This is a genomic window from Marinomonas profundi, assembly GCF_020694005.1.
GTDB classification, from domain to species: Bacteria; Pseudomonadota; Gammaproteobacteria; order Pseudomonadales; family Marinomonadaceae; genus Marinomonas; species Marinomonas profundi.
Genome location: NZ_CP073013.1, coordinates 1,055,391 through 1,075,305 on the forward strand (window position 1 = coordinate 1,055,391; position 19,915 = coordinate 1,075,305).

At 47.3% G+C, this 19,915-nt stretch carries 16 protein-coding genes; 2 read left to right on the forward strand and 14 right to left on the reverse strand.

Features of this window, described 5'->3' with window-relative positions:
- Window position 1 precedes the first annotated feature (1 nt).
- The 3 genes from lgt to J8N69_RS04835 form a co-directional block, all read right to left on the reverse strand.
- Window positions 2-892 (reverse strand): prolipoprotein diacylglyceryl transferase, encoded by an 891-nt coding sequence (lgt, locus tag J8N69_RS04825; RefSeq protein WP_168825596.1) that lies wholly within the window; start codon window positions 890-892, stop codon window positions 2-4.
- A gap of 173 nt (window positions 893-1,065) precedes the next feature.
- The gene (gene ptsP, locus J8N69_RS04830; protein WP_168825594.1) at window positions 1,066-3,354 is read right to left on the reverse strand and encodes a phosphoenolpyruvate--protein phosphotransferase; all 2,289 of its coding nucleotides are present in this window, start codon (window positions 3,352-3,354) and stop codon (window positions 1,066-1,068) included.
- A gap of 46 nt (window positions 3,355-3,400) precedes the next feature.
- Window positions 3,401-3,889, reverse strand: a complete 489-nt coding sequence (locus tag J8N69_RS04835) for an RNA pyrophosphohydrolase (protein WP_168825593.1) — start codon at window positions 3,887-3,889, stop codon at window positions 3,401-3,403.
- Between the two features lie 134 nt (window positions 3,890-4,023).
- Between J8N69_RS04835 and J8N69_RS04840 the strand changes: the two genes are divergently transcribed.
- Window positions 4,024-4,680 (forward strand): histidinol-phosphatase, encoded by a 657-nt coding sequence (locus J8N69_RS04840; RefSeq protein WP_168825591.1) that lies wholly within the window; start codon window positions 4,024-4,026, stop codon window positions 4,678-4,680.
- 96 nt (window positions 4,681-4,776) lie between these two features.
- On the opposite strand, the gene J8N69_RS04845 is transcribed toward J8N69_RS04840, so the two are convergent.
- The 9 genes from J8N69_RS04845 to recJ all read right to left on the reverse strand — a co-directional run bounded on the left by J8N69_RS04845 (window position 4,777) and on the right by recJ (window position 16,183).
- Window positions 4,777-5,973, reverse strand: a complete 1,197-nt coding sequence (locus J8N69_RS04845) for a class I SAM-dependent rRNA methyltransferase (RefSeq protein WP_168825589.1) — start codon at window positions 5,971-5,973, stop codon at window positions 4,777-4,779.
- Between the two features lie 90 nt (window positions 5,974-6,063).
- A complete protein-coding gene (locus tag J8N69_RS04850) occupies window positions 6,064-7,134 on the reverse strand; it encodes an ABC transporter ATP-binding protein (protein ID WP_211085049.1) in 1,071 nt (356 codons plus the stop codon).
- A gap of 24 nt (window positions 7,135-7,158) precedes the next feature.
- Entirely contained in the window at window positions 7,159-8,838 is a 1,680-nt protein-coding gene (locus J8N69_RS04855) for an ABC transporter permease (protein ID WP_168825587.1), read from the reverse strand.
- A gap of 139 nt (window positions 8,839-8,977) precedes the next feature.
- Complete coding sequence (locus tag J8N69_RS04860; RefSeq protein ID WP_168825584.1) at window positions 8,978-9,805, reverse strand: HDOD domain-containing protein; 828 nt, start codon at window positions 9,803-9,805, stop codon at window positions 8,978-8,980.
- A gap of 171 nt (window positions 9,806-9,976) precedes the next feature.
- The gene (locus J8N69_RS04865; RefSeq protein WP_168825582.1) at window positions 9,977-11,182 is read right to left on the reverse strand and encodes a UbiH/UbiF/VisC/COQ6 family ubiquinone biosynthesis hydroxylase; all 1,206 of its coding nucleotides are present in this window, start codon (window positions 11,180-11,182) and stop codon (window positions 9,977-9,979) included.
- Between the two features lie 213 nt (window positions 11,183-11,395).
- Window positions 11,396-12,703 carry an aminopeptidase P N-terminal domain-containing protein gene (locus J8N69_RS04870; RefSeq protein ID WP_168825580.1) on the reverse strand — a complete coding sequence of 436 codons (1,308 nt, stop codon included), beginning with the start codon at window positions 12,701-12,703 and terminating at the stop codon, window positions 11,396-11,398.
- Window positions 12,704-12,767: 64 nt separating this feature from the next.
- A complete protein-coding gene (locus tag J8N69_RS04875; RefSeq protein ID WP_168825578.1) occupies window positions 12,768-13,358 on the reverse strand; it encodes a UPF0149 family protein in 591 nt (196 codons plus the stop codon).
- Window positions 13,359-13,449: 91 nt separating this feature from the next.
- Window positions 13,450-14,292 (reverse strand): bifunctional methylenetetrahydrofolate dehydrogenase/methenyltetrahydrofolate cyclohydrolase FolD, encoded by an 843-nt coding sequence (gene folD, locus J8N69_RS04880; protein ID WP_168825576.1) that lies wholly within the window; start codon window positions 14,290-14,292, stop codon window positions 13,450-13,452.
- A 166-nt stretch (window positions 14,293-14,458) separates the two neighbouring features.
- Complete coding sequence (gene recJ, locus J8N69_RS04885; protein ID WP_168825574.1) at window positions 14,459-16,183, reverse strand: single-stranded-DNA-specific exonuclease RecJ; 1,725 nt, start codon at window positions 16,181-16,183, stop codon at window positions 14,459-14,461.
- Window positions 16,184-16,526: 343 nt separating this feature from the next.
- Between recJ and J8N69_RS04890 the strand changes: the two genes are divergently transcribed.
- Window positions 16,527-17,762 carry a sugar MFS transporter gene (locus J8N69_RS04890; protein WP_168825572.1) on the forward strand — a complete coding sequence of 412 codons (1,236 nt, stop codon included), beginning with the start codon at window positions 16,527-16,529 and terminating at the stop codon, window positions 17,760-17,762.
- 95 nt (window positions 17,763-17,857) lie between these two features.
- On the opposite strand, the gene J8N69_RS04895 is transcribed toward J8N69_RS04890, so the two are convergent.
- Both J8N69_RS04895 and J8N69_RS04900 read right to left on the reverse strand, forming a co-directional pair.
- Window positions 17,858-18,961 (reverse strand): GGDEF domain-containing protein, encoded by a 1,104-nt coding sequence (locus tag J8N69_RS04895; protein ID WP_168825570.1) that lies wholly within the window; start codon window positions 18,959-18,961, stop codon window positions 17,858-17,860.
- A gap of 159 nt (window positions 18,962-19,120) precedes the next feature.
- The gene (locus J8N69_RS04900) at window positions 19,121-19,840 is read right to left on the reverse strand and encodes a 16S rRNA (uracil(1498)-N(3))-methyltransferase (protein WP_168825568.1); all 720 of its coding nucleotides are present in this window, start codon (window positions 19,838-19,840) and stop codon (window positions 19,121-19,123) included.
- Window positions 19,841-19,915 lie beyond the last annotated feature (75 nt).

A 19,915-nucleotide genomic window follows, 5' to 3' on the forward strand; every position in this document is an offset into this window, starting at 1 on the left:
GTTAGGCTTTCTTTTTAGCACCTGTCTTTTTAGCACCTGTCTTTTTAGCACCTTGTTTTTCTGAATGCTTCTTTTCTGAGCCGCTATTTTCGGGGCTTCTTGGTGGGTATGTCTGCGACTTAAAACCAGCGATTATCAATCCTAGGCCAACAATCACCATAGGCAAAGACAACAGCTGACCTTGTGTTACCCAACCAAAAGCAAGGTAACCAATTTGTGCATCGGGTTCGCGGACAAATTCGACTAAAATACGGAATATTCCGTAGAAAAGTAAAAACATGCCAGAGACGCAGTAACGAGGTTTGGCTTTTTGTGAGAAGAACCACAAAATACAAAACAGTACGACGCCTTCTAAAGCAAATTGGTAAAGCTGCGAAGGATGTCGCGCCAGTTGCAGCAGATCATTGGGGAAAACCATCGCCCAAGACACATCTGTTGGCTTGCCCCACAGTTCGCCACCAATAAAGTTGCCTAAACGCCCAGCCCCTAAACCAATAGGAACAAGAGGTGCTAAAAAGTCAGTCACATCCACAAGATGCTTTTTATAACGACGCGCGAAGAAAAACATCGCCGCAATAACGCCTAAAAGCCCACCGTGGAAAGACATACCGCCTTCCCAAATACGCACCATAATCAGTGGATTATCAAGGAACGCGGGGAACTGATAAAACAAGATGTAACCTACACGGCCACCCAGAATGACACCAAGCGCGCCATAAAAAATCGCGTCGCTGACCATTTCCGGCGTCCAAAGCCCAGCAGAGCGTTTCGCCCGATACATGCCGAAGCAATAGGCACCAGCAAAGCCGATCAGATACATAATGCCGTACCAGTGCACGGCAATGGGTCCTATTGAGACAGCGATGGGGTCAATGTTTGGGTAAGAAATCATAATGAGACCTTTTCAACGACGACTGTGCTCGTCAATACTGGGTTAAAAACACACTCAAAATGCTCATTTATACCCCATAGATTCCGCTTTTTCGCCTGTTTTTGCCTTGTCTTGGCTTCGCTCGTGACGTCGTGTAAATATCTCATAATAAAAAATAAAGCCTCTGCTCAGTGTTACGCCACATTGGTGGTTTTGGATGGTCGTATTAGTCGTTCGATATTGGCTTCACGCATGAGTCGAGACATGGTCTGCGTGACGGCTTCGGCATGAGACAACGCCATCACTTCACTCAACATATACTGGGCTTGAGCCAAGGTAATATTACGAATCACCGCTTTCACTTTAGGTAGGCTGGTGGAGCTCATTGACAACACATCATACCCCATCGCCATCAGCAAAATAGCGCCCATGGGGTCGCCTGCCATTTCACCACACACGCTTAATCCCACGCCTTCGTCTTTGACTTGATCCACAATACTGTACATAGCACGTAGCACAGCAGGATGAAACGAATTGTAGAGATCCGCCACACGAGGGTTATTGCGATCAACCGCCAATAAATACTGAGTTAAATCGTTGCTGCCTACCGATAAAAAATCCACCAGTTCGGCCAATTCTTTGACTTGATAAACCGCCGCAGGAATCTCAATCATCACGCCGACTTGGGGCATTTTAACGTCGTAACCTTCTTCTTTTACTTCCGCATAACCACGACGAATCAACGCCAGCGCCTCTTCCACTTCCGCCACATTCGAAATCATTGGCAACATGATTTTAAGATTATGCAAATCAGCACTGGCTTTTATCATGGCTCGAATTTGCGCCATGAAGATTTCTAAGTGATCCAAGGTGACTCGGATACCGCGCCAACCTAAGAAAGGATTCGCTTCTTTAATCGGAAAATAAGGTAAAGCTTTGTCACCGCCGATGTCTAAGGTGCGAACTGTCACTGGCGCGGGCGCAAAACCTTCTAACTGCTGACGATAAATTGCGACTTGTTCCGCTTCTGTCGGAAAGCGATCACGCACCATAAAAGGCACTTCGGTACGATACAGGCCAATCCCTTCTGCCCCGCGATCCAATGAACGAGCAATGTCAGCTGACAAGCCAGTATTAACAAATAAAGACAAACGTTGCCCATCTAAGGTTTCGCAAGGTAAGTCTTTAAGAACTTCATATTCCTCTTCTAACAAACGCTCTTCATCAACAATTTGTTGATAATTTTCAATCAAGGCGTCAGAAGGATAGGTAAAGATTTTGCCCAGGTAGCCGTCTACGATCAGCTCGACTTTATCCAACTGTGCATAAGGTAAATCTAAGGCACCCATCACCGTGGGTATGCCCATTGCTCGAGCCAAAATGGCGACATGGGAGTTACCCGAGCCCATTACCGATACCAGACCTTTAATCTTATCGATAGGAATTTCACCCAACATCGACGCCGTCAGCTCTTCGCCAATAATAATCGACGGTTCACTAAAGCGCTCAGCGATATTCGGCGCTTTTTCCTGCAAATGAGACAAAATACGCCGACCAAGATCACGAAGATCCGATGCGCGTTCACGCAAATAGGGGTCATCCATGCGGTCAAACTGACGAATATGCGCCTGAATAACCTGTCTTAATGCGCCTTGCGCCCAATTGCCTTCTTTTATTTTTCGAACGATTTCACCAGCAATAGAGTTATCGTCGAGGATTTTCAAGTAGACATCAAAAAGCGCTTTTTCATCTTCGGAAAGATGTTGGCTAATACGATTGCTCGCCCGACGAATATCCTGCCGAACAGCCTCTAATGCTTGGTAAAAGTCCTGAATCTCGTCGTCAAAATCGGTAGTGCGACGGTCTGGAATAACGTCCAAATCGGCTGGTGGGAAAATCACCACGCCTCGGCCAATCGCAACACCAGAGCTACCAGGCACGCCTTTGTAGCGAAAGTCAGAGCCATTCGGCACTGCATTAGCACTTAGGTCCGTTATCGCGCCTGTGGCTTCCGCATGAGCTATAACGCCCGCCAATTGCGCCGACAAGGTAATCAGAAAGGCTTCTTCGCCTTCATCAAAGCGACGTTTGTCTTCGTGCTGTACAACCAGCACCCCTAATACTTGTCGATGATGAATAATAGGCACGCCAAGAAAAGAACGATAGCGCTCTTCTCCTGTGCCTTTTAAGTAATGAAACGAGGGGTGAATTTGTGCGTCTTCAAGGTTGACAGGTTCCGCTCTTCGCCCCACCAAACTGACCAAGCCTTCGTCGGCTTTTAAACTGATACTGCCCGCCACATTGGCATTAAGGCCTCGTGTCGCCATTAATACATATTCTTTGGTGTTTACATCAACCAAATAGATAGAGCAAACTTCTGCGCGCATAGCACGACGCACTCGCCGAACAATAATATCCAGCGCAGCCGGCAAAGACTGCGCTGCTGTGACCTCTTGGGTAATACGCCTTAACAAACTTAGCATAGCTCTCCTATCACGTTATCTACCGTCAACATGTATGTTAATCCCGTTACTCTTTTTCCAGTCGACGATGTGCGCTAGCAATAAGTTCTTTTAACGCGCGTCGGTAAACATCTTTTTTGAACGCCACTACTTGACCCAGTGGGTACCAATAACTCACCCAACGCCAGCCATCAAATTCTGGATTTTCCGTTCCATCCACGCACACAGAAGTATCCGCACAACGAATCGACAGAAGAAACCACTTCTGCTTTTGTCCGATACATAAAGGCTTACTATTGTGTCTTAACATGCGCTTAGGAAGGCGGTAACGCAGCCAACCTCGGGTTTTGGCTACGATTTCAACTTGATGAGGGTCTAAACCCACTTCTTCTTTTAACTCTCGAAATAAAGCGTCTTCAGGGGTTTCATCCGGTTTAATGCCACCTTGAGGAAACTGCCAAGCATTCTGCCCAACTCGCCTCGCCCAAAGAAGCTGGCCACGCTCGTTCATCAGTATGATGCCCACATTCGGTCTGTATCCGTCTGCATCAATCACGAACTATCACCTTTTAATATAAAAATAAATTAATTCATTGTTCCATAATTCGCCCATTCGCACAATTAAGACGGCTGTTATTTATTGCCTGCAAGGCTATACTCTGCGCACTTTAGACGAATTGAGGACAAACCGTGACACTCGCAATATTTGATTTAGACGGCACCTTATTAAACGGTGACAGTGATTACACCTGGGGACAATTTCTGGTTGAAAAAGGCCTAGTTGATACGCAAGTTTATAAGGCCGCCAACGACAAGTTCTTTCTGCAGTATCAATCCGGCACCTTAGATATTTATGAATATCTGGCTTTTAGCTTAGCGCCGCTGAGCCAATTTTCCAACGCTGAGCTGGCTGACCTTCACCACACTTTTATGCAAGAAAAAATCCAGCCAATGATGCAAGCAAAAGCCAACGCCTTGGTAAAACACCATAAAGATCAAGGGCACTTCTTGTTGATGATCACCGCCACCAACCAATTTGTAACCGGCCCTATTGCTGACGCTTTGGGCATGGATCATATTATTGCGCCAGTGCCAGAGATCATTGATCAGCACTACACCGGCAAAATTGTGGGCATTCCTAGTTTTCAAGCTGGCAAAGTCACACGCTTAAATGAGTGGCTCGCTGAAACCGGACATTCTATGCAAGACAGCTATTTTTACAGTGACTCTCGCAATGACCTGCCACTGTTGGAATTAGTGACCCACCCCATTGCCGTTGATGCCGATGAGACCCTAACAAGAATCGCCAAAGACAGAGGCTGGCAACATATTTCTTTAAGAGATTAATTAACGAAACAATAAGAAAAAACGCGTCCAGATCTGATCTGGCCGCGTTTTTTATTGTTAGCTTATTTGCGCTTGAATGGTATCAACAACGTGAGCTTATAAGCCCATATTGTTATGAATACGATAAAACAAGGCTTTTAGGTATTCCGTTTCTTCAATCGCTGGGTGCACTGGGTGATCTGGCGCTTGTGTGCCACGATAAATTAGCTGCGAAAAACGCTCTAATTGGCGGCTGTTACTGCGAACAATATCGTGTAAACGCGCTGTTTCAAGGTGCATAGAACAAGAACCCGACACCAAGATACCGCCTTTGGCCACTAAGCGCATGGCTAGCTGATTGGCACGATGATAAGCGCCTTCACCGGCTTTTATGTCTTTTCGACGGGCAATAAACGCAGGCGGATCCATGACCACCACATCAAAGCGCTCTTTGTCTTCGATTAAAGATTGCATCGCCTCAAACGCATCACCATGCATTAAATTAGAGCCACCTTCGTATTGGTTTAACTTAAGGTTTTCACCCACATGGCTCAGAGCACTTTCAGACGCGTCAATAAAAGTCACCTCCGTCGCGCCAGCAGAAGCGGCTTGAACCCCCCATCCGCCAATGTAAGAGAATACGTCTAATACCCGTTTGCCATCACAAAAGCCTTGCATGGTTTTGCGGTTTTCGCGGTGATCGTAGAACCAACCGGTCTTTTGCCCATCCCACACAGGCGCTTGGAACAAGACACCGTTTTCTTGTAAGAAAACCAATTCTGGTACCGTACCAAAAGCCTCTTCAACATAAGTTTCAAGCCCTTCGATTTGACGCATTTTACCGTCATTTTTCATCAAAATGGCCGATGGCTTCACCACATCTTGCAGCGCCTCAACTATTTCGTTTTTTACGCGTTCCATGCCCGCTGTCGATATTTGCACCACTAAAATATCTGCGAAACGATCGACAACCAAACCGGACAAGCCATCAGAATCGCCAAATACTAGGCGATAATAAGGCGCAGGATAGGTTAATTCACGCAACGACAAGGCAATCTTTAAGCGATGCACGAGCGTCGATTTATTCAGAAACGTATCGGTACTGCGGCTCATAAGGCGTCCGCAGATCAAGGTATTAGGGTTAATTGTCGCAATCCCAAGAGGCTTGCCTTGCGCTGTTTCGACAACAACCTGATCCCCTGGCGTAAATTGCTTTAATGGCGTCGCAGCGGTATCCACTTCATTGCTGTAAATCCATTGATGTCCAGCTCTTAGACGGCGATCAGCTTGACCTTTTAGTCGAATAACACTCAAAATCTTCACCCAGTATATTGTAAAAAAACGCTATTATAGAGACTCTAGATTCAATTGCTACGAATTACGTCATGGTAAAGTTAAAGTCACTTATTGCCGTGAAAACATCACCAAATGATCGAGGTGAACACTTAATCCAATCTCCTGACCGACGGCGTGATTGTGATGAGACGAGGCAAAACAATAGACCACTTTGCCGGACGACAACGCCACTCGGTATAAAAAGTGCGATCCACGGAACCATTTACTCACAATCACCCCAACAAACTCACTGTCATCATCGTGCAAAATATCATCCGGGCGCACCAACAAATCCACTTGCGTGGCGTCAGCAAAACCATGATCCAGCTCACTGCGTATATTTCCCAAGTCAGAATGCACACAATCTGGGCCGCAAACAGTGGCCGCCAGAAAATCACCATGACCAATAAAACTCGCCACAAATCGGGTCTCAGGTCGATGATAAATTTGATAAGGAGATCCCGTTTGGTGAACCTCACCCGCCGCCATAACCGAGACTTGATCGGCCATCGCAAAGGCTTCCATTTGATCATGAGTCACCAGCAAGGCACTCATTTTTTCATGCTGCAATATTGCTCTGATATCGGGCACCAGCTCTTCCCTTAACTTGGCGTCAAGCCCCGAAAAAGGCTCATCCATCAATAATAATTTCGGCTTTGGCGCAATGGCGCGAGCCAAGGCAACGCGCTGCTGCTGACCGCCTGACAACGAATGCGGATAACGCGACTGAAACCCCGCCAAACCAACCAGATCCAGCAAATAAGTTACCCGCTGCTGAGCAACGTCTTTGGGCCAAGCCGACAAACCAAAGGCAATATTTTGCGCAATCGTCAGATGAGGAAACAAGGCAATGTCTTGAAACACCATACCAATGTGTCGATGTTCTGGGTTCACACTGATCGATTGACTCGAAATCACCTGACCATCGATGCGTATCTCGCCCGTCATCAAGGATTCAAAACCAGCAATCGCACGCAACAAAGTCGACTTACCACAACCACTGGGGCCAAGCAGACAACCAATTTGCCCTTCCAACAACTGAAAAGAGGCACTTTTGACCACCGCCTCACCATCGTAGCCCACCGAGACATTGCTCAGGGTCATTTCTTTTAATGTGGTGTGAGGAGCTAACAATGTCATATACAGTCCTGTTGCAAGTATTCGCTATTTCGAGCGCCCGAGATGCGCTGAAGTGGAACGAGAAGAAATAGAACGACTCAATAAAATAACCGGCACCAAACCGACCAGAACGATCATCAATGACGCCGGAGCGGCATCAATAAGCCGTTCATCGGACGCCAACTCAAATGCTCTAACCGCCAAGGTATTAAAGTTAAACGGCCGCAACACCAAGGTGGCCGGCAATTCTTTTAGTACGTCGACAAAGACAATCAGCAGAGCCGTTAACACCGACCCTTTTAGCAACGGAATATGGATGCGACTTAATACCTTAAAAGGCGACAGGCCCAGCGAGCGTCCCGCCATGTCCATACTGGGTTTGATTTTTCCAAGGCCATTTTGCACCGCCCCCAAAGACACCGCCATAAAACGCACCGTATAAGCGAACAACAGCGCCACCAGCGTACCAGAGAACATTAGCCCGATATTTTCGCCGGTATAATGGCGTACAAGTTCAATGATTCTATGATCTAACCAAGCCAGCGGCACAATCGTCCCAATCGCAATAATAGTGCCAGGCAAGGCATAACCTAAACCAGCGATACCAACCGATGCCCTAACGCTACGACTGGCATTCAGGCGGATGGCATAACTTAACACCAACGCCAAACTCACCACGATTAAAGACGCCAAGGCCGCAAGATAAAAAGAATTCCACGCCAATTGGACAAAGTTTGCCCCTGGCATTTCCGCCTTAAAAGCAGCCCAATACGCCAAAATACTAACGGGGATAATAAACCCAATCAAAATAGGCAAGAGACAAAACACACACGCCAAGACGCCACGTCCACCTTTTAACACCATGCGGCGCTGACTGGCTTTCTTCAAGCCAGATGAATGATAGCGAATACGATGGCGAGAATAGCGCTCCAATAAAATCAGCATGGTAACAAACAGCAACAGCACGCCCGCTAACTGCGACGCCGCCGCCACGTCACCAAAGCCGTAAAAAGTCCGTAAAATGCCCGTCGTGAAGGTATTAACACTAAAATATTGCACCGTGCCGTAATCGGCCAAGGTCTCCATCAGCGCCAAGGTAAGACCCGTAACGATAGCAGGACGAGCAAGCGGAAGCGCCAATTTGAAGAACACCTTACGACCGGAATAGCCCAACGTCCGGCTCACTTCCAAGGTGTTTTCAGACTGTTCTAAAAAAGCCGCTCGGCTCATTAAATACACATAGGGATACAGCACCAAGGTCAACATCACCATAGCACCGCCAAGGGAGCGTATTTCAAAAAACCAATAGTCACCGTAGCGCCAGCCTGTGACATCACGAATAAAAGTTTGCACAGGACCGGCAAAATCCAACACGCCAGTATAGGTGTAAGCAATAATATAAGCAGGCACCGCCATGGGCAAAAGCAGCGTCCACGACAGCAATCCCCGCCCGGGGAAGTCACACATGCTGGTTAGCCAAGCGCACGGTACACCAATGACCAACACGCCGACACCCACCCCCAGCATCAGCAGCAGCGAATTCGAAATGTACTCAGCCAATACGGTGTGATAAAGATGTTGCCAGACCTCGCCATCGCCCATTAATACATTCACGAGCACGACTAAAATAGGCACAGCCAAAATGACCGCAATCAAGATTGCCGCCATTTTTAAACCATTCCACTTGGCTTTACCAACGAGGGGGGAGTGAGTTACATCGGACATGAAAAATAAAAAGCCACAATCAAAAAATCTTGTTTGAACACAGGTAAAAAGTGAGACAAGAAATTAGCACAACACTATGGTCAACACTAGCGATTCTCATTTATTAGAGGCGAGATTGCCTCGAATACCAGCCAATAACTTAATGCAGCAACTGACTCAAGCCATCATCAATAACAAGAGCGTCGTCTAACTCATAAACGATACCGTCAGACAAACCGGCCATTTGTGCCACGGCCTTGGGAAAGCCTTCTCGCACTAAGTCATAATCTCTATCACTACGAATGCATGCGTTCAAATAACAGGCCAAATTCAACACACAAGCCAAAGGCTTTGGTTCATCATTGGCAAAAGGGCGCTTGTGATGCTGCACGGCATAGCCTAAACCAGCTGGAAACTTCCATAAATCCATCAGCGCCCGGCCCGCATCCTGAGAGGTAAAGCCTAATAAATCTTGTTCGGCTTTCACCCTTCCCGCCTTACGATTCGCCACTAGGGTGTGAATGTCTTGGGCAATGTCAGGGGCGGTAAGATGCAACAACAAACGGCCAATATTGTGCACAATGCCAGCGGTAAACGCTTCGCCCTCATCAACCAATGGCGTACGCTTAGCGAACCACTGCGCCAACTCGGCAACGCGAAAAGAATCCGCCCAAAAATCCGCTAACGACAAGCCCTCCACTTTGGTCACCGAATTTGCAAAGCCCGAGGCAATCACCAAGGTTTTTAGCCGATCCATGCCAAGCAACACGGTTGCGTCATCGATGGAGGATATTTTTCTCGATAGGCCAAAATACGCGGAATTAACCACGCGTAAAATTTTTAGAGAAATGGTTTGGTCATGGGACACCCTTGCGCTGATATCGGAGTATTTCGCATTAGGGTCATTCAGCAGCTGTATCAATTCGCGGACAATATCAGGAACATTAGGGAGTTTATCGGTTTGCTTCAAAAGATCTTGGATCTGCATGCCACTCTGCCTTTTTATTGCTTCTATTGATCATAAATAAGATACACACAGAATATGGCAGCCAAGGTTTTTTGCAACCACTTGTTTGTAACTACTTGTTTATAAGAACTTGTTTATAAGCACTCGTTTACAAGCTCGTGGTTTAACCTGCTTTCTTAGCCATCAAACGAATTAAGAAAAAGACGAGATCCCTGCCGCACGGGCAATGAGTTTTTGCTTTAACCATGTATCTCGATGAAACTGCATCATGCCTCTATTTCTTAGCTGCACAATAAGCGGCTGCTGAGTCGAAAACAGACGTTTAAAGACTTCCATTCCCGCCGCCATGGCAATATTGTCCAGCATGCGAGCACGCTGATAACGGCGCAATACTTTACTCGCGCCAAGGTGCTCACCGCGGCGATGCGCTTTTTCCAGTACTTCCACTAGCGCCTTCACATCCGCAAAACCTAGATTAGCCCCTTGCCCAGCGAGAGGGTGAATGGTGTGTGCCGCATCGCCAATCAATGCCAGCCCAGCGGTGACATAGTGTTTGGCGTGACGTTGGCGCAGTGGAATCGCTTGGCGCTCTTGCGTGATGCCCAACACATCGAAACGCCGGTTCATTGCATAATGCAAACGACGACAAAATGCCGCCTCGTCAAGCGCCATCAAAGACTCGGCTTCTTTGGGCGGCACAGACCACACAATGGAAACAAAATGGCGGTGATCAACCGACGGTAGCGGAAGAAAGGCCAAAATGCCTTCCTCGCCAAAGCTTTGCCAAGCAGTATTTTCATGGGTTTGAGCAATTTCTAAGGTGGTGACAATCGCATGATGACCATAATCCCACTCAACCGTTTCAAAGGCATTTTCCGTACGAAGTTTGGACAGGGCGCCATCGGCGGCAATAATGGCCTGAGCCTGTAACAGCTGCCCAGAAGCCAGCTCAACATTGACACCAGACTCACTTAATTGATGAGAATCTAAGGTATCGCCTAAATACAGATCAATGTGTTTTAACCGTCGAACTTGTGTCATCAATTGCTGATTAAGCACAGCGTTTTCAACCAGATGACCAAGTTCAGGCATGGCGGTTGCTTGAGCGTTAAAATCGATAAAACCCTCCCCCAAACCATCCCACACCACCATGTTGTCATAGGGCGCGATACGATCATGGGGAATTCCCTGCCAAACACCTACACTTTCCAGCAAGCGTTTAGATTGGCTGGAAAGTGCACTGACTCTAGCGTCGTAGGCGGGCGGCGTAGACAATCGATAGTCACCATCATGCTTATCAACAAGGGCGATTCGCAACGAAGATTTAGCCAATAATATCGCCGACAAAGCGCCCACCATACCCGCGCCCACTATTATTAAATCGTACGATTTAGCCATTTTTTTACTCCGCTTTATCACTCTGGTGATTAATGAATAACCCCGCCCCAAGGGGCGAGGTATCAGCGTGTCATTCGAACAATGCTAAACGTTGTTCATACATCATTTTCGAACTCCCCGTCATTCCCGCGAAGGCGGGAATGACAAAGCTGGATTTTTGCTATTTACGCAGCAAGCTGCGGGGAATGAAACCCGAAGAGATTAAACTCAGTCTTACCGACTTTCCGCCATTAAGGCCTCAATATCAGCAATCTCTTTTGCTAAGCCATGGGTCAGAACATAAGGGCCGTCGGCACGAATCAGCACATCGTCTTCAATACGAATACCAATGCCGCGCCATTTTTCGTCCACCGATTCATTGTCAGCCGAAACATACAATCCAGGTTCAATAGTGAGTACCATGCCTTCTTCTAACAAACGCGATTCGCCAGCAATTTTATAGGCGCCACAATCATGCACGTCCAACCCCAACCAATGCCCGGTATTGTGCATGTAAAAATCTCGATAGGCTTTGCTCTCAATCAGTAGATCTACATCGCCCGTTAGCAATCCATGATCAACCAAGCCTTGCGTCAAGGTTTGCACCGCCGCATGATGGCAAGCCTCATAGGGCGTCCCGACTGTCAGCTCTTTCATCCCTGCGTGATAAGCGTCTAACACCACTTGATACAAGGCCGCTTGTGGCACACTGAATTTACCATTGGCCGGAAAAGTGCGCGTAATGTCCGCCGCATAACAACCTAATTCCGCGCCCGCATCAATTAAAATAAGATCCCCGTCTTCGATCTCTTCGTCATTTTTAATGTAATGCAACACACAAGCATTGCTGCCTGAGGCCACAATATTGTTATACGCTGGTTGGCGCGCACCGGATGTCATAAAGACGTAATTCAATTCGGCTTCCAGTTGGTATTCTTTCATTCCCGGACGCACTGAACGCATCGCCTGCTTATGAGCTTCGACACTGATTTGCGCCGCCGCTTCCATAATGGCGATTTCTTCGCTGTCTTTACGCAAACGCATTTCAGACACAACAGGCGACAAATCTAGGTAGCTAGTCGGCGCTGTTGCGCCCATTCTGGCTTTGGCCGCAATCGCTTCACGCCAACCAGCAATTGTCTCGCGAAGCCCATTGTCATTGAATAAATACACCACCTGAGCGGCGCCATCTAAAGCGGCAAATGCCACATTGTCTAATTCCGCCAACGCGGCGGCGTCATTCGCGCCAAAATCTGTGATCGCGCCTGCCGAGCCAAAGCGAAAACCATCCCACTGTTCGCGCTCTGGGTCTTTTGGCAAAGTAACAAGGGTCAATTCACCTTGGCCATGAATCAGCGCATAGGCACTTGGTTCTGGAAATCCCGTTAAATAGAAAAAACTGCTATGGGGACGAAACTCGTACTCACAATCATTATTGCGCGTCGCCAACTCACCGGTGCGCAACACAACCACGCTGTTTTCAGGCAGGGATTGCATCAGGCGTTCACGGCGAGCTTGGTAAGTTTGAGTGTCAATCTTCATAAAGGTCTCACTTATTTAGTGTCATTCCATTCCATAGTCGTGATCAAATAGTGCTTTGATCACTCTAGTGTAAAGCGTTCTGTTTGGTGTGGTCGACATCAGGGTTAATATCATGATGTTCCGTGTACAGCATCATGGCGGATAATCGTACGTATTCCACCAGTTCGGTTAAATCGGCTTCGTTGTCATTGTTGTCTTCTAAGGCGCGCATTTCCGCTTGCATGCCAGAGATATTGGCAAAGTCGCGCAGAATTTGCTTGGTCTCATCGGAAAGATCGTTTTTTTGACCAGACAAGCCATAACCCGCCAAAAAGCCATGCGCCCACTGCGCTAAAGTCACGCCTCTTTCGCATAACTCCGCGTCGTCATCAGAAATACTGGGCACAAGGGCAAACTCGCCATTTTGTAACAACGTCAGCGTGGCCGTATACAGCTCAACAAGCACCGCTCGACTGGCTTCTTCTTTCCAGCCTTCGATATCGCAAAATTCCACCACCATGGTCAGCCAATCTTCCAATGGCAAGGTCACACCAGAAGCCAGATAGCCACACAGCTGACCATGCAATTCTGATGGTGAGGCGGTAATCGATTCGCTGACAAAAACATCAGCGATCAAATCGAAGTCCAATGCGTCTTTTAACATTTCTGTGGACATAGTGTGTCACCCTATTACTCTTCTATGCTTAAAAAAAGAAACCGCACCGAATGGCGCGGTTTTTACAGTCACCTTGTGGTGTCCAAACACTCTAGCCTAACTGTTTCAGGCCAGACTCTAGCGTTTGCAGAATCAAGGTATTAATGGTCATGGGGCCTACGCCACCCGGCACCGGCGTATAAGCGGCGACACGATCAACCAAAGGTGCCAATTCAATGTCACCCACGCCCCCCGGATGATAGCCCGCATCCACCACAACCGCGCCGTCTTTGATCCATTCGGCTTTGATAAATTCTGGTTTGCCTACGGCTCCAACGATCACGTCAGCTTGTTTTACAAACGCCGATAAATTCTGTGTACGAGAGTGACAAATCGTCACCGTCGCGTTGGCGTTCAGCATCATCATCGCCATGGGTTTACCCAGAATCGGACTACGACCCACGACCACAACGTGCTTACCTTCTAGTTTTACATCGTATGCCTCAAGCAAGCGCATGATGCCCGCTGGGGTTGCCGCGCCGTAGGCAGGCTCTTGCATTGCCATACGACCAAAACCAAGGCAAGTCACACCGTCCACGTCTTTGTGTGCGGCGATGGCGTCAAAACACAAACGCTCATCCACTTGCTCTGGCACGGGGTGTTGCAACAAGATTCCGTGCACATCTGGATTATTGTTCAATTCGCTAATTTTTGCTAACAGCTGCTCTGTGGTGGTGGTTTCTGGCAGCTCAATGGCCATAGAGTCCATACCGACACGACGACAAGCATTGCCTTTCATTTTGACATAAGTCGCCGAGGCTGGATCGGCACCCACCAAGATAGTCGCTAAAATTGGGGTACAACCAGTACGCTCTTTAAGCTCGGTAACTTGAGCCTGTAGGCGGTTTTCAGTTTCTTTGGCGCAACGTTTGCCATCAAGAACCAGTGCAGTCATGAAAGAGCTCCAGTAAATATAGGGTGATGTATGAGGGAGGCGCATTATACCTCAACTTTTGCGTCGATACGCAGTGACAACGCAATTTGTTCAGCAAAATTCCCCGCTTCGCTTTCGTACGGCCATCTACTATCCAGTGTTCAATCAGACGAGTAGAGCGGTTCAATCAGGCTGGCTCTAAATAGTCTACCAACAACTGCAGATTACGCTGGCCACGAAATTCATTGATGTCCAGCTTATAGACCAAACGTGCTTGCGCGGCGTTGTCGTTAGGCCATTGCTCCAAATCAACAAAAAAGCTAATCGCATCCAGCAAAAGCCCACTGTTCGGCTCGCGCACCATGAGTTTAAGATGTTTTTCACCAACAATACGCTGCTGCAAAATATCAAACACACCATCAAAACACGGTTCAGGAAACATCTGTCCCCAAGGGCCAGACAAGCGAACCTGCTCAGCAAAACTCAAACTAAAATCTTCCGGTGCCAGTGGCCCATCGGTGAACAATGTCGCTTCTAATTGTGCGGGTGTGACCCATTCGGTAATGATGGCATCAAACGCTAACCGAAAAGCATCATAGTGAGACTCTTTGATCGACATGCCCGCCGCCATGGCGTGGCCACCGAACTTGCTAAGCAACATAGGATAACGTTTTGCCAATAAGTCCAACGCATCGCGGATATGAACACCGGGGATGGAACGAGCTGAGCCTTTTAGCTCACCTTCACCCACGCGGGCAAACGCAATCACCGGACGATGGCATTTATCCTTCATCCGGGACGCCAAAATCCCAATCACGCCCTGATGCCAATCGGCGTCGTAAAAACACATGCCATTGGGTATTTCTTGCTCTTCGTCTAGCAAAGACACCAGAGCCAATTCGGCCTGCTCCTTCATGTCCGATTCAATGGCTTTGCGCTCACGATTGAATTGATCCAATTGCTGAGCATAATCACGCGCCTGATGGGGATGCACCGCCAGTAGGCACTCAATGCCGACCGACATATCGTCTAAGCGCCCTGCTGCATTCAACCTTGGGCCAACCACAAAGCCTAAATCTGACGCTTTTAACTGAGTATGATCCCGGCGCCCGACTTCCAATAAAGCCAAAATACCCGGACGTGCTAAGCCTGCTTGAATGCGCTTAATACCTTGCTGCACTAAAATGCGATTATTGGCGTCCAAGGGGACAACGTCCGCCACGGTTCCAAGCGCCACTAAATCCAAAAAATCCGCCATTTTGGGCTCAGGAATATGCTGTTCAGCAAACCAATTACGCCGCTTCAGCTCGGCTCTTAACGCTGACATTACGTAAAAAATCACCCCCACGCCGGCCAAGTTTTTACTTGGAAAACCGCAGTCTGGGTGATTCGGATTGACAATGGCATCGGCGTTAGGAAGACTGTCTCCTGGTAAATGGTGGTCGGTCACCACCACTTTCATGCCGTAATGCTTGGCGGCTAAGACACCATCAATACTGGCAATACCGTTATCCACCGTCACCAAGACATCTGGTGCGCTTTGTTGTGCGACCTCGACAATCTCGGGTGTCAGGCCATAACCAAATTCAAAGCGGTTGGGCACCAAATACTCTGGGGCGATCGCGCCCATGGCTTCTAACGCAAGAATGCCCAAACTGGTGCTGGTCGCGCCATCGGCGTCAAAATCCCCAACAATAAGAATTTTTTCTCCTGCCACAATGGCGTCCGCCAAAATGCGTGCCGCGTTAGACAAATCAAATAAAGAATCCGGCCTTAGTAAATGCGGTAAGCGGTAATCAAGCTGCGCCACAGACACCACATCGCGCGCCATAAAAACCCGCTGCAAGGTCGCAGACATAGTATTCGGAAAGTCATTGGATTCAGTCGGTACAACTCGACGCTCAATACGCATAAAAATTTCAAGCCAGACAAAAGATAAGTAAAAACAGGATAACACGAAAACGCTTACGCTTATCCTACGGCGCTAGATAAGCCATAAACACATAAGACTGAAAAAAATAGGTTATAAATCAGCCACCTAGCGATTAGAGTTTGTTACATAAGCGATAAATCAATAAGACTTTCTTACAAAACTGGCGCAAAAAAGGATCTTTTTAGGACTATCACGCCATCCGCTCTATTCAGACCATAACGTTAAGATTTTCGATGCTATGATGCCGCACTTTTTTGATTTGGATAAACCCCTTCTAAAGATAAAAACTGAGAGCACTCGTTTTAACTTATCGGAAAAAAATATGAACAATCATTCTTCTGCCACCGCTGACAAGCCACAATCAAACCAACGGTTTGCTTTGATCGCTTTAACATCACTCTTTTTTATGTGGGGCTTTATTACCTCACTTAACGACATTTTAATACCACACTTAAAAGGCGTATTCGACCTTAGTTACACACAAGCGATGATGATTCAAATGTGCTTCTTCGGCGCATACTTCATCGTCTCAATACCGGCTGGCACCCTAGTGAAAAAAGTGGGTTTCCAACGAGGCATTGGCATTGGCCTAATGATCGCCGCTGCGGGCTGTTTGCTGTTTATCGCCGCTGCCAAGGCGCAAAAGTACGGTATTTTTTTAACCGCACTTTTCGTTTTAGCCGCCGGCATTACCATTTTGCAGGTCGCTGCCAACCCGCTAGTCACCGTTATGGGGCCCGCCAAAACCGCCTCAAGTCGCTTAACATTGTCTCAAGCGTTTAACGCACTAGGTACAACCGTTGCCCCTATTGTCGGCGGAGCGCTCTTGTTTACCGTTGCTGGGCAATACGCCACCAAAGCTCAAGAAGCTGAAAGTGTTATTGTCCCTTATATTGGGTTGGCCATTTTGCTGGTGGTTTTAGCGGCTATCTTTACTCGCATTAGCCTCCCAACCCCCTCAAACATAGAAGAAGAGACCAGCGACGCGCCAAGCGCTAGCATTCTACAGCATCGCCATTTGGTGCTGGGGGCGGTCGCTATCTTTATGTATGTGGGTGCTGAAGTGGCTATTGGGAGCTTACTCGTTAACTTCTTTGGCCTAGAAAATATTGCCGGTCTTGCCGAAGCTGACGCGGCGCATTATGTTGCCTATTATTGGGGTGGCGCCATGGTAGGACGCTTTATTGGTGCGGCGTTAATGCAACGCATCTCCGCCAGTCTATTGCTTGCAATTAACGCCTTGGCCGTCATCGCATTGATTGCCAGCGCTATTGTCAATGATGGGCTTGTTGCCATGTGGTCTATCTTGTTAGTCGGTCTATTTAACTCGATTATGTTCCCCACTATTTTCAGCCTTGCCTTGAAAGATCTAGGACCACAAACCAGCCGTGGCTCTGGCTTCCTTTGCCTTGCCATTGTCGGCGGTGCGATACTGCCCGTTCTTCAGGGTTACATGGCCGATTCTATTGGCTTGCAAATATCCTTTATCCTACCGGCACTGTGCTACCTGTATATTGCTTACTATGGCGTTTTAGGCTCTAAAACAAAAGCGCTCTAAGCCAAAAACGGCCTAAGGGTAACGACAAAATGCAAAAAGCCCTTTGAAACATCAAAGGGCTTTTTAACAAAAATGACTTTTAAAAGACTGACTTATTAACCTCTTTGGGTCCGATTTCGTCCTGCACGTTTTGCCTGATACAAGCGCCCATCTGCGAGTGTGATCGCCTCTCGCAACGACGTCGATTCATTCATCGTCGCCACTCCAAAGCTGAGCGTCATACGAAACTTATGATCCAAATAAACAAACTCATGTTCTTGCACCCGCTGCCGTATTAATTCAGCCAATGCATAAGCATCAGACTCACTGCAGTCACACACAGCAATTAAAAACTCTTCCCCGCCCCAACGCGAAGCCACGCCTTTTTCCGGCAATGATGCTTGAATAAGATTCGCCAATTCGACCAGCGCATAATCTCCGACATCATGACCGTATTCATCATTGATACTTTTAAAAAAATCCACATCCGCCAGCAGCAAGTGAAATCGACTATAAGCGCTAGATTCTAATCGCTGCAGCATGCCTCTACGGTTTAATAAATCCGTCACCGCGTCTTTATAAGCAACCAATTTAAGCTTAGCGGAGGTTTCTGTTAGTTCTTGGTTAAATCGTGACATAGAATATTCATAAATACCCGACAGAAAAACCACCACAATAAAGGAAAATAAAATTCTCGATTTTAACGCCGGATCATAGCCAAATTCATCAAAATGGCTAGCGGTGAAAAACAAGGTAATGATCAACGCCAGTGTAAAAAAGCCCAGTTCAATCAGGCCTCGTTTCATTCCATGCAAAAACAAAGACACCGCTGGAATACAATAAATCCAGACATGCCCTGTCCCTTTTACCCCTCCAGTATAGACAAGATAAATCATCAAAATATAAAGCGGATAAATAACAAAATTTCCTGACAACGCATGATTATGAGTGCGACGTAAATAAACATGATTCATCGCATACAAAAACGCGATCAAGAGCAAAGAATAGCCTAATACAAGCTGGCCATTCACTAACGACACGATTCCTAACGGAAAAGTAAAAAGCACACCAACAGAGGTAAAAAGATTAATGATGAAGACTCGACGAGTGCTTTCAGAAAACACATTGTCTGTTTTGCCAACGTATAAAAAAGTCAGCCAAGAAAAACCAACGGGCGTTTTCAGCTTTTTCTTCCGCTTTGTTGAATCGAATATACTCATTGGGTTTGAACTCCGGCCTAGCAACGCAAACCGACTATTACTGTAGGTTTAATCCTACAACAAAGCAAACCATAGCACCCCTGTTAATGCTCCTAAGTTACAAATAACAACATTCCACCGATGACATTTAAAAGCCCCTTATGGCGTCCTGAACAAACGCTAAGCGGGGTATAAACGGGATAATAAAACAGGCACCACGGTCTCCACTTTCAAGATACGATCCCCTAAATGCACCGATTGCATGCCCGCTTCGTGCCATTTACTCACTTCAAATTCGTTCCATCCACCTTCTGGCCCAAGCGCCAGTACACAAGGTTGCTGTATATCGACAGGACAACGCTCAGCCAAATACGGATGCGCCAACAAGCCAACTTTGTCTTGTAAAATCGCGGGCAACTGATCCTCGACAAAAGGACGAAATCTGGGAATCAAAGACCAATTTGGCATCAGGGTGTCTTTGGCTTGTTCCAGCCCTTCGAGCAAACATTGCTGAATCGATTCCGTTTGCAAAACAGGGCTTTGCCAATAACTTTTTTCCACTTTGGCAGAATGAATCAGATATAAATCTTTAACACCCATTGCCGATATGTTTTGCAAAGTACGCTTCAACATATTCGGACGAGGCAGCGCCATCACCAATACCATAGGCAAAGGTTCAGGCGGAGAAGAAAATAACGCTAACGAATGAATATAACCCGCTTTGTCGTGGCTAGGCGGTTGATAAACCCCCTCTCCGATTTTCCCATTCAATAGCCCAACTCGCAGAACATCACCCTGCTGGGCTTTGATGACGGTTGAAATATGGGTTTGTTGACGAAGAGTCAGCCCATAAAGGCCATCATCAAGGGTGTTTTTAGCATCGAGTAAAATGATATTCATATGAAAGGCGCAAACATTAAAAGTAAAAAGGAAAAAGAAACGGCCAATCTAGGATTGGCCGTTATTGGTCTTGCT

Coding starts and splice junctions, on each gene's coding strand:
- ptsP (WP_168825594.1), bottom strand. CDS start 3,354: ATGCTAAGTTTGTTAAGGCGTATTACCCAAGAGGTCACAGCAGCGCAG.
- J8N69_RS04895 (WP_168825570.1), bottom strand. CDS start 18,961: ATGAGTATATTCGATTCAACAAAGCGGAAGAAAAAGCTGAAAACGCCC.
- lgt (WP_168825596.1), bottom strand. CDS start 892: ATGATTTCTTACCCAAACATTGACCCCATCGCTGTCTCAATAGGACCC.
- recJ (WP_168825574.1), bottom strand. CDS start 16,183: ATGCGTATTGAGCGTCGAGTTGTACCGACTGAATCCAATGACTTTCCG.
- J8N69_RS04875 (WP_168825578.1), bottom strand. CDS start 13,358: ATGTCCACAGAAATGTTAAAAGACGCATTGGACTTCGATTTGATCGCT.
- J8N69_RS04860 (WP_168825584.1), bottom strand. CDS start 9,805: ATGCAGATCCAAGATCTTTTGAAGCAAACCGATAAACTCCCTAATGTT.
- J8N69_RS04850 (WP_211085049.1), bottom strand. CDS start 7,134: ATGACATTGTTAGCTCCTCACACCACATTAAAAGAAATGACCCTGAGC.
- J8N69_RS04855 (WP_168825587.1), bottom strand. CDS start 8,838: ATGTCCGATGTAACTCACTCCCCCCTCGTTGGTAAAGCCAAGTGGAAT.
- J8N69_RS04865 (WP_168825582.1), bottom strand. CDS start 11,182: ATGGCTAAATCGTACGATTTAATAATAGTGGGCGCGGGTATGGTGGGC.
- folD (WP_168825576.1), bottom strand. CDS start 14,292: ATGACTGCACTGGTTCTTGATGGCAAACGTTGCGCCAAAGAAACTGAA.
- J8N69_RS04900 (WP_168825568.1), bottom strand. CDS start 19,840: ATGAATATCATTTTACTCGATGCTAAAAACACCCTTGATGATGGCCTT.
- J8N69_RS04870 (WP_168825580.1), bottom strand. CDS start 12,703: ATGAAGATTGACACTCAAACTTACCAAGCTCGCCGTGAACGCCTGATG.
- J8N69_RS04890 (WP_168825572.1), top strand. CDS start 16,527: ATGAACAATCATTCTTCTGCCACCGCTGACAAGCCACAATCAAACCAA.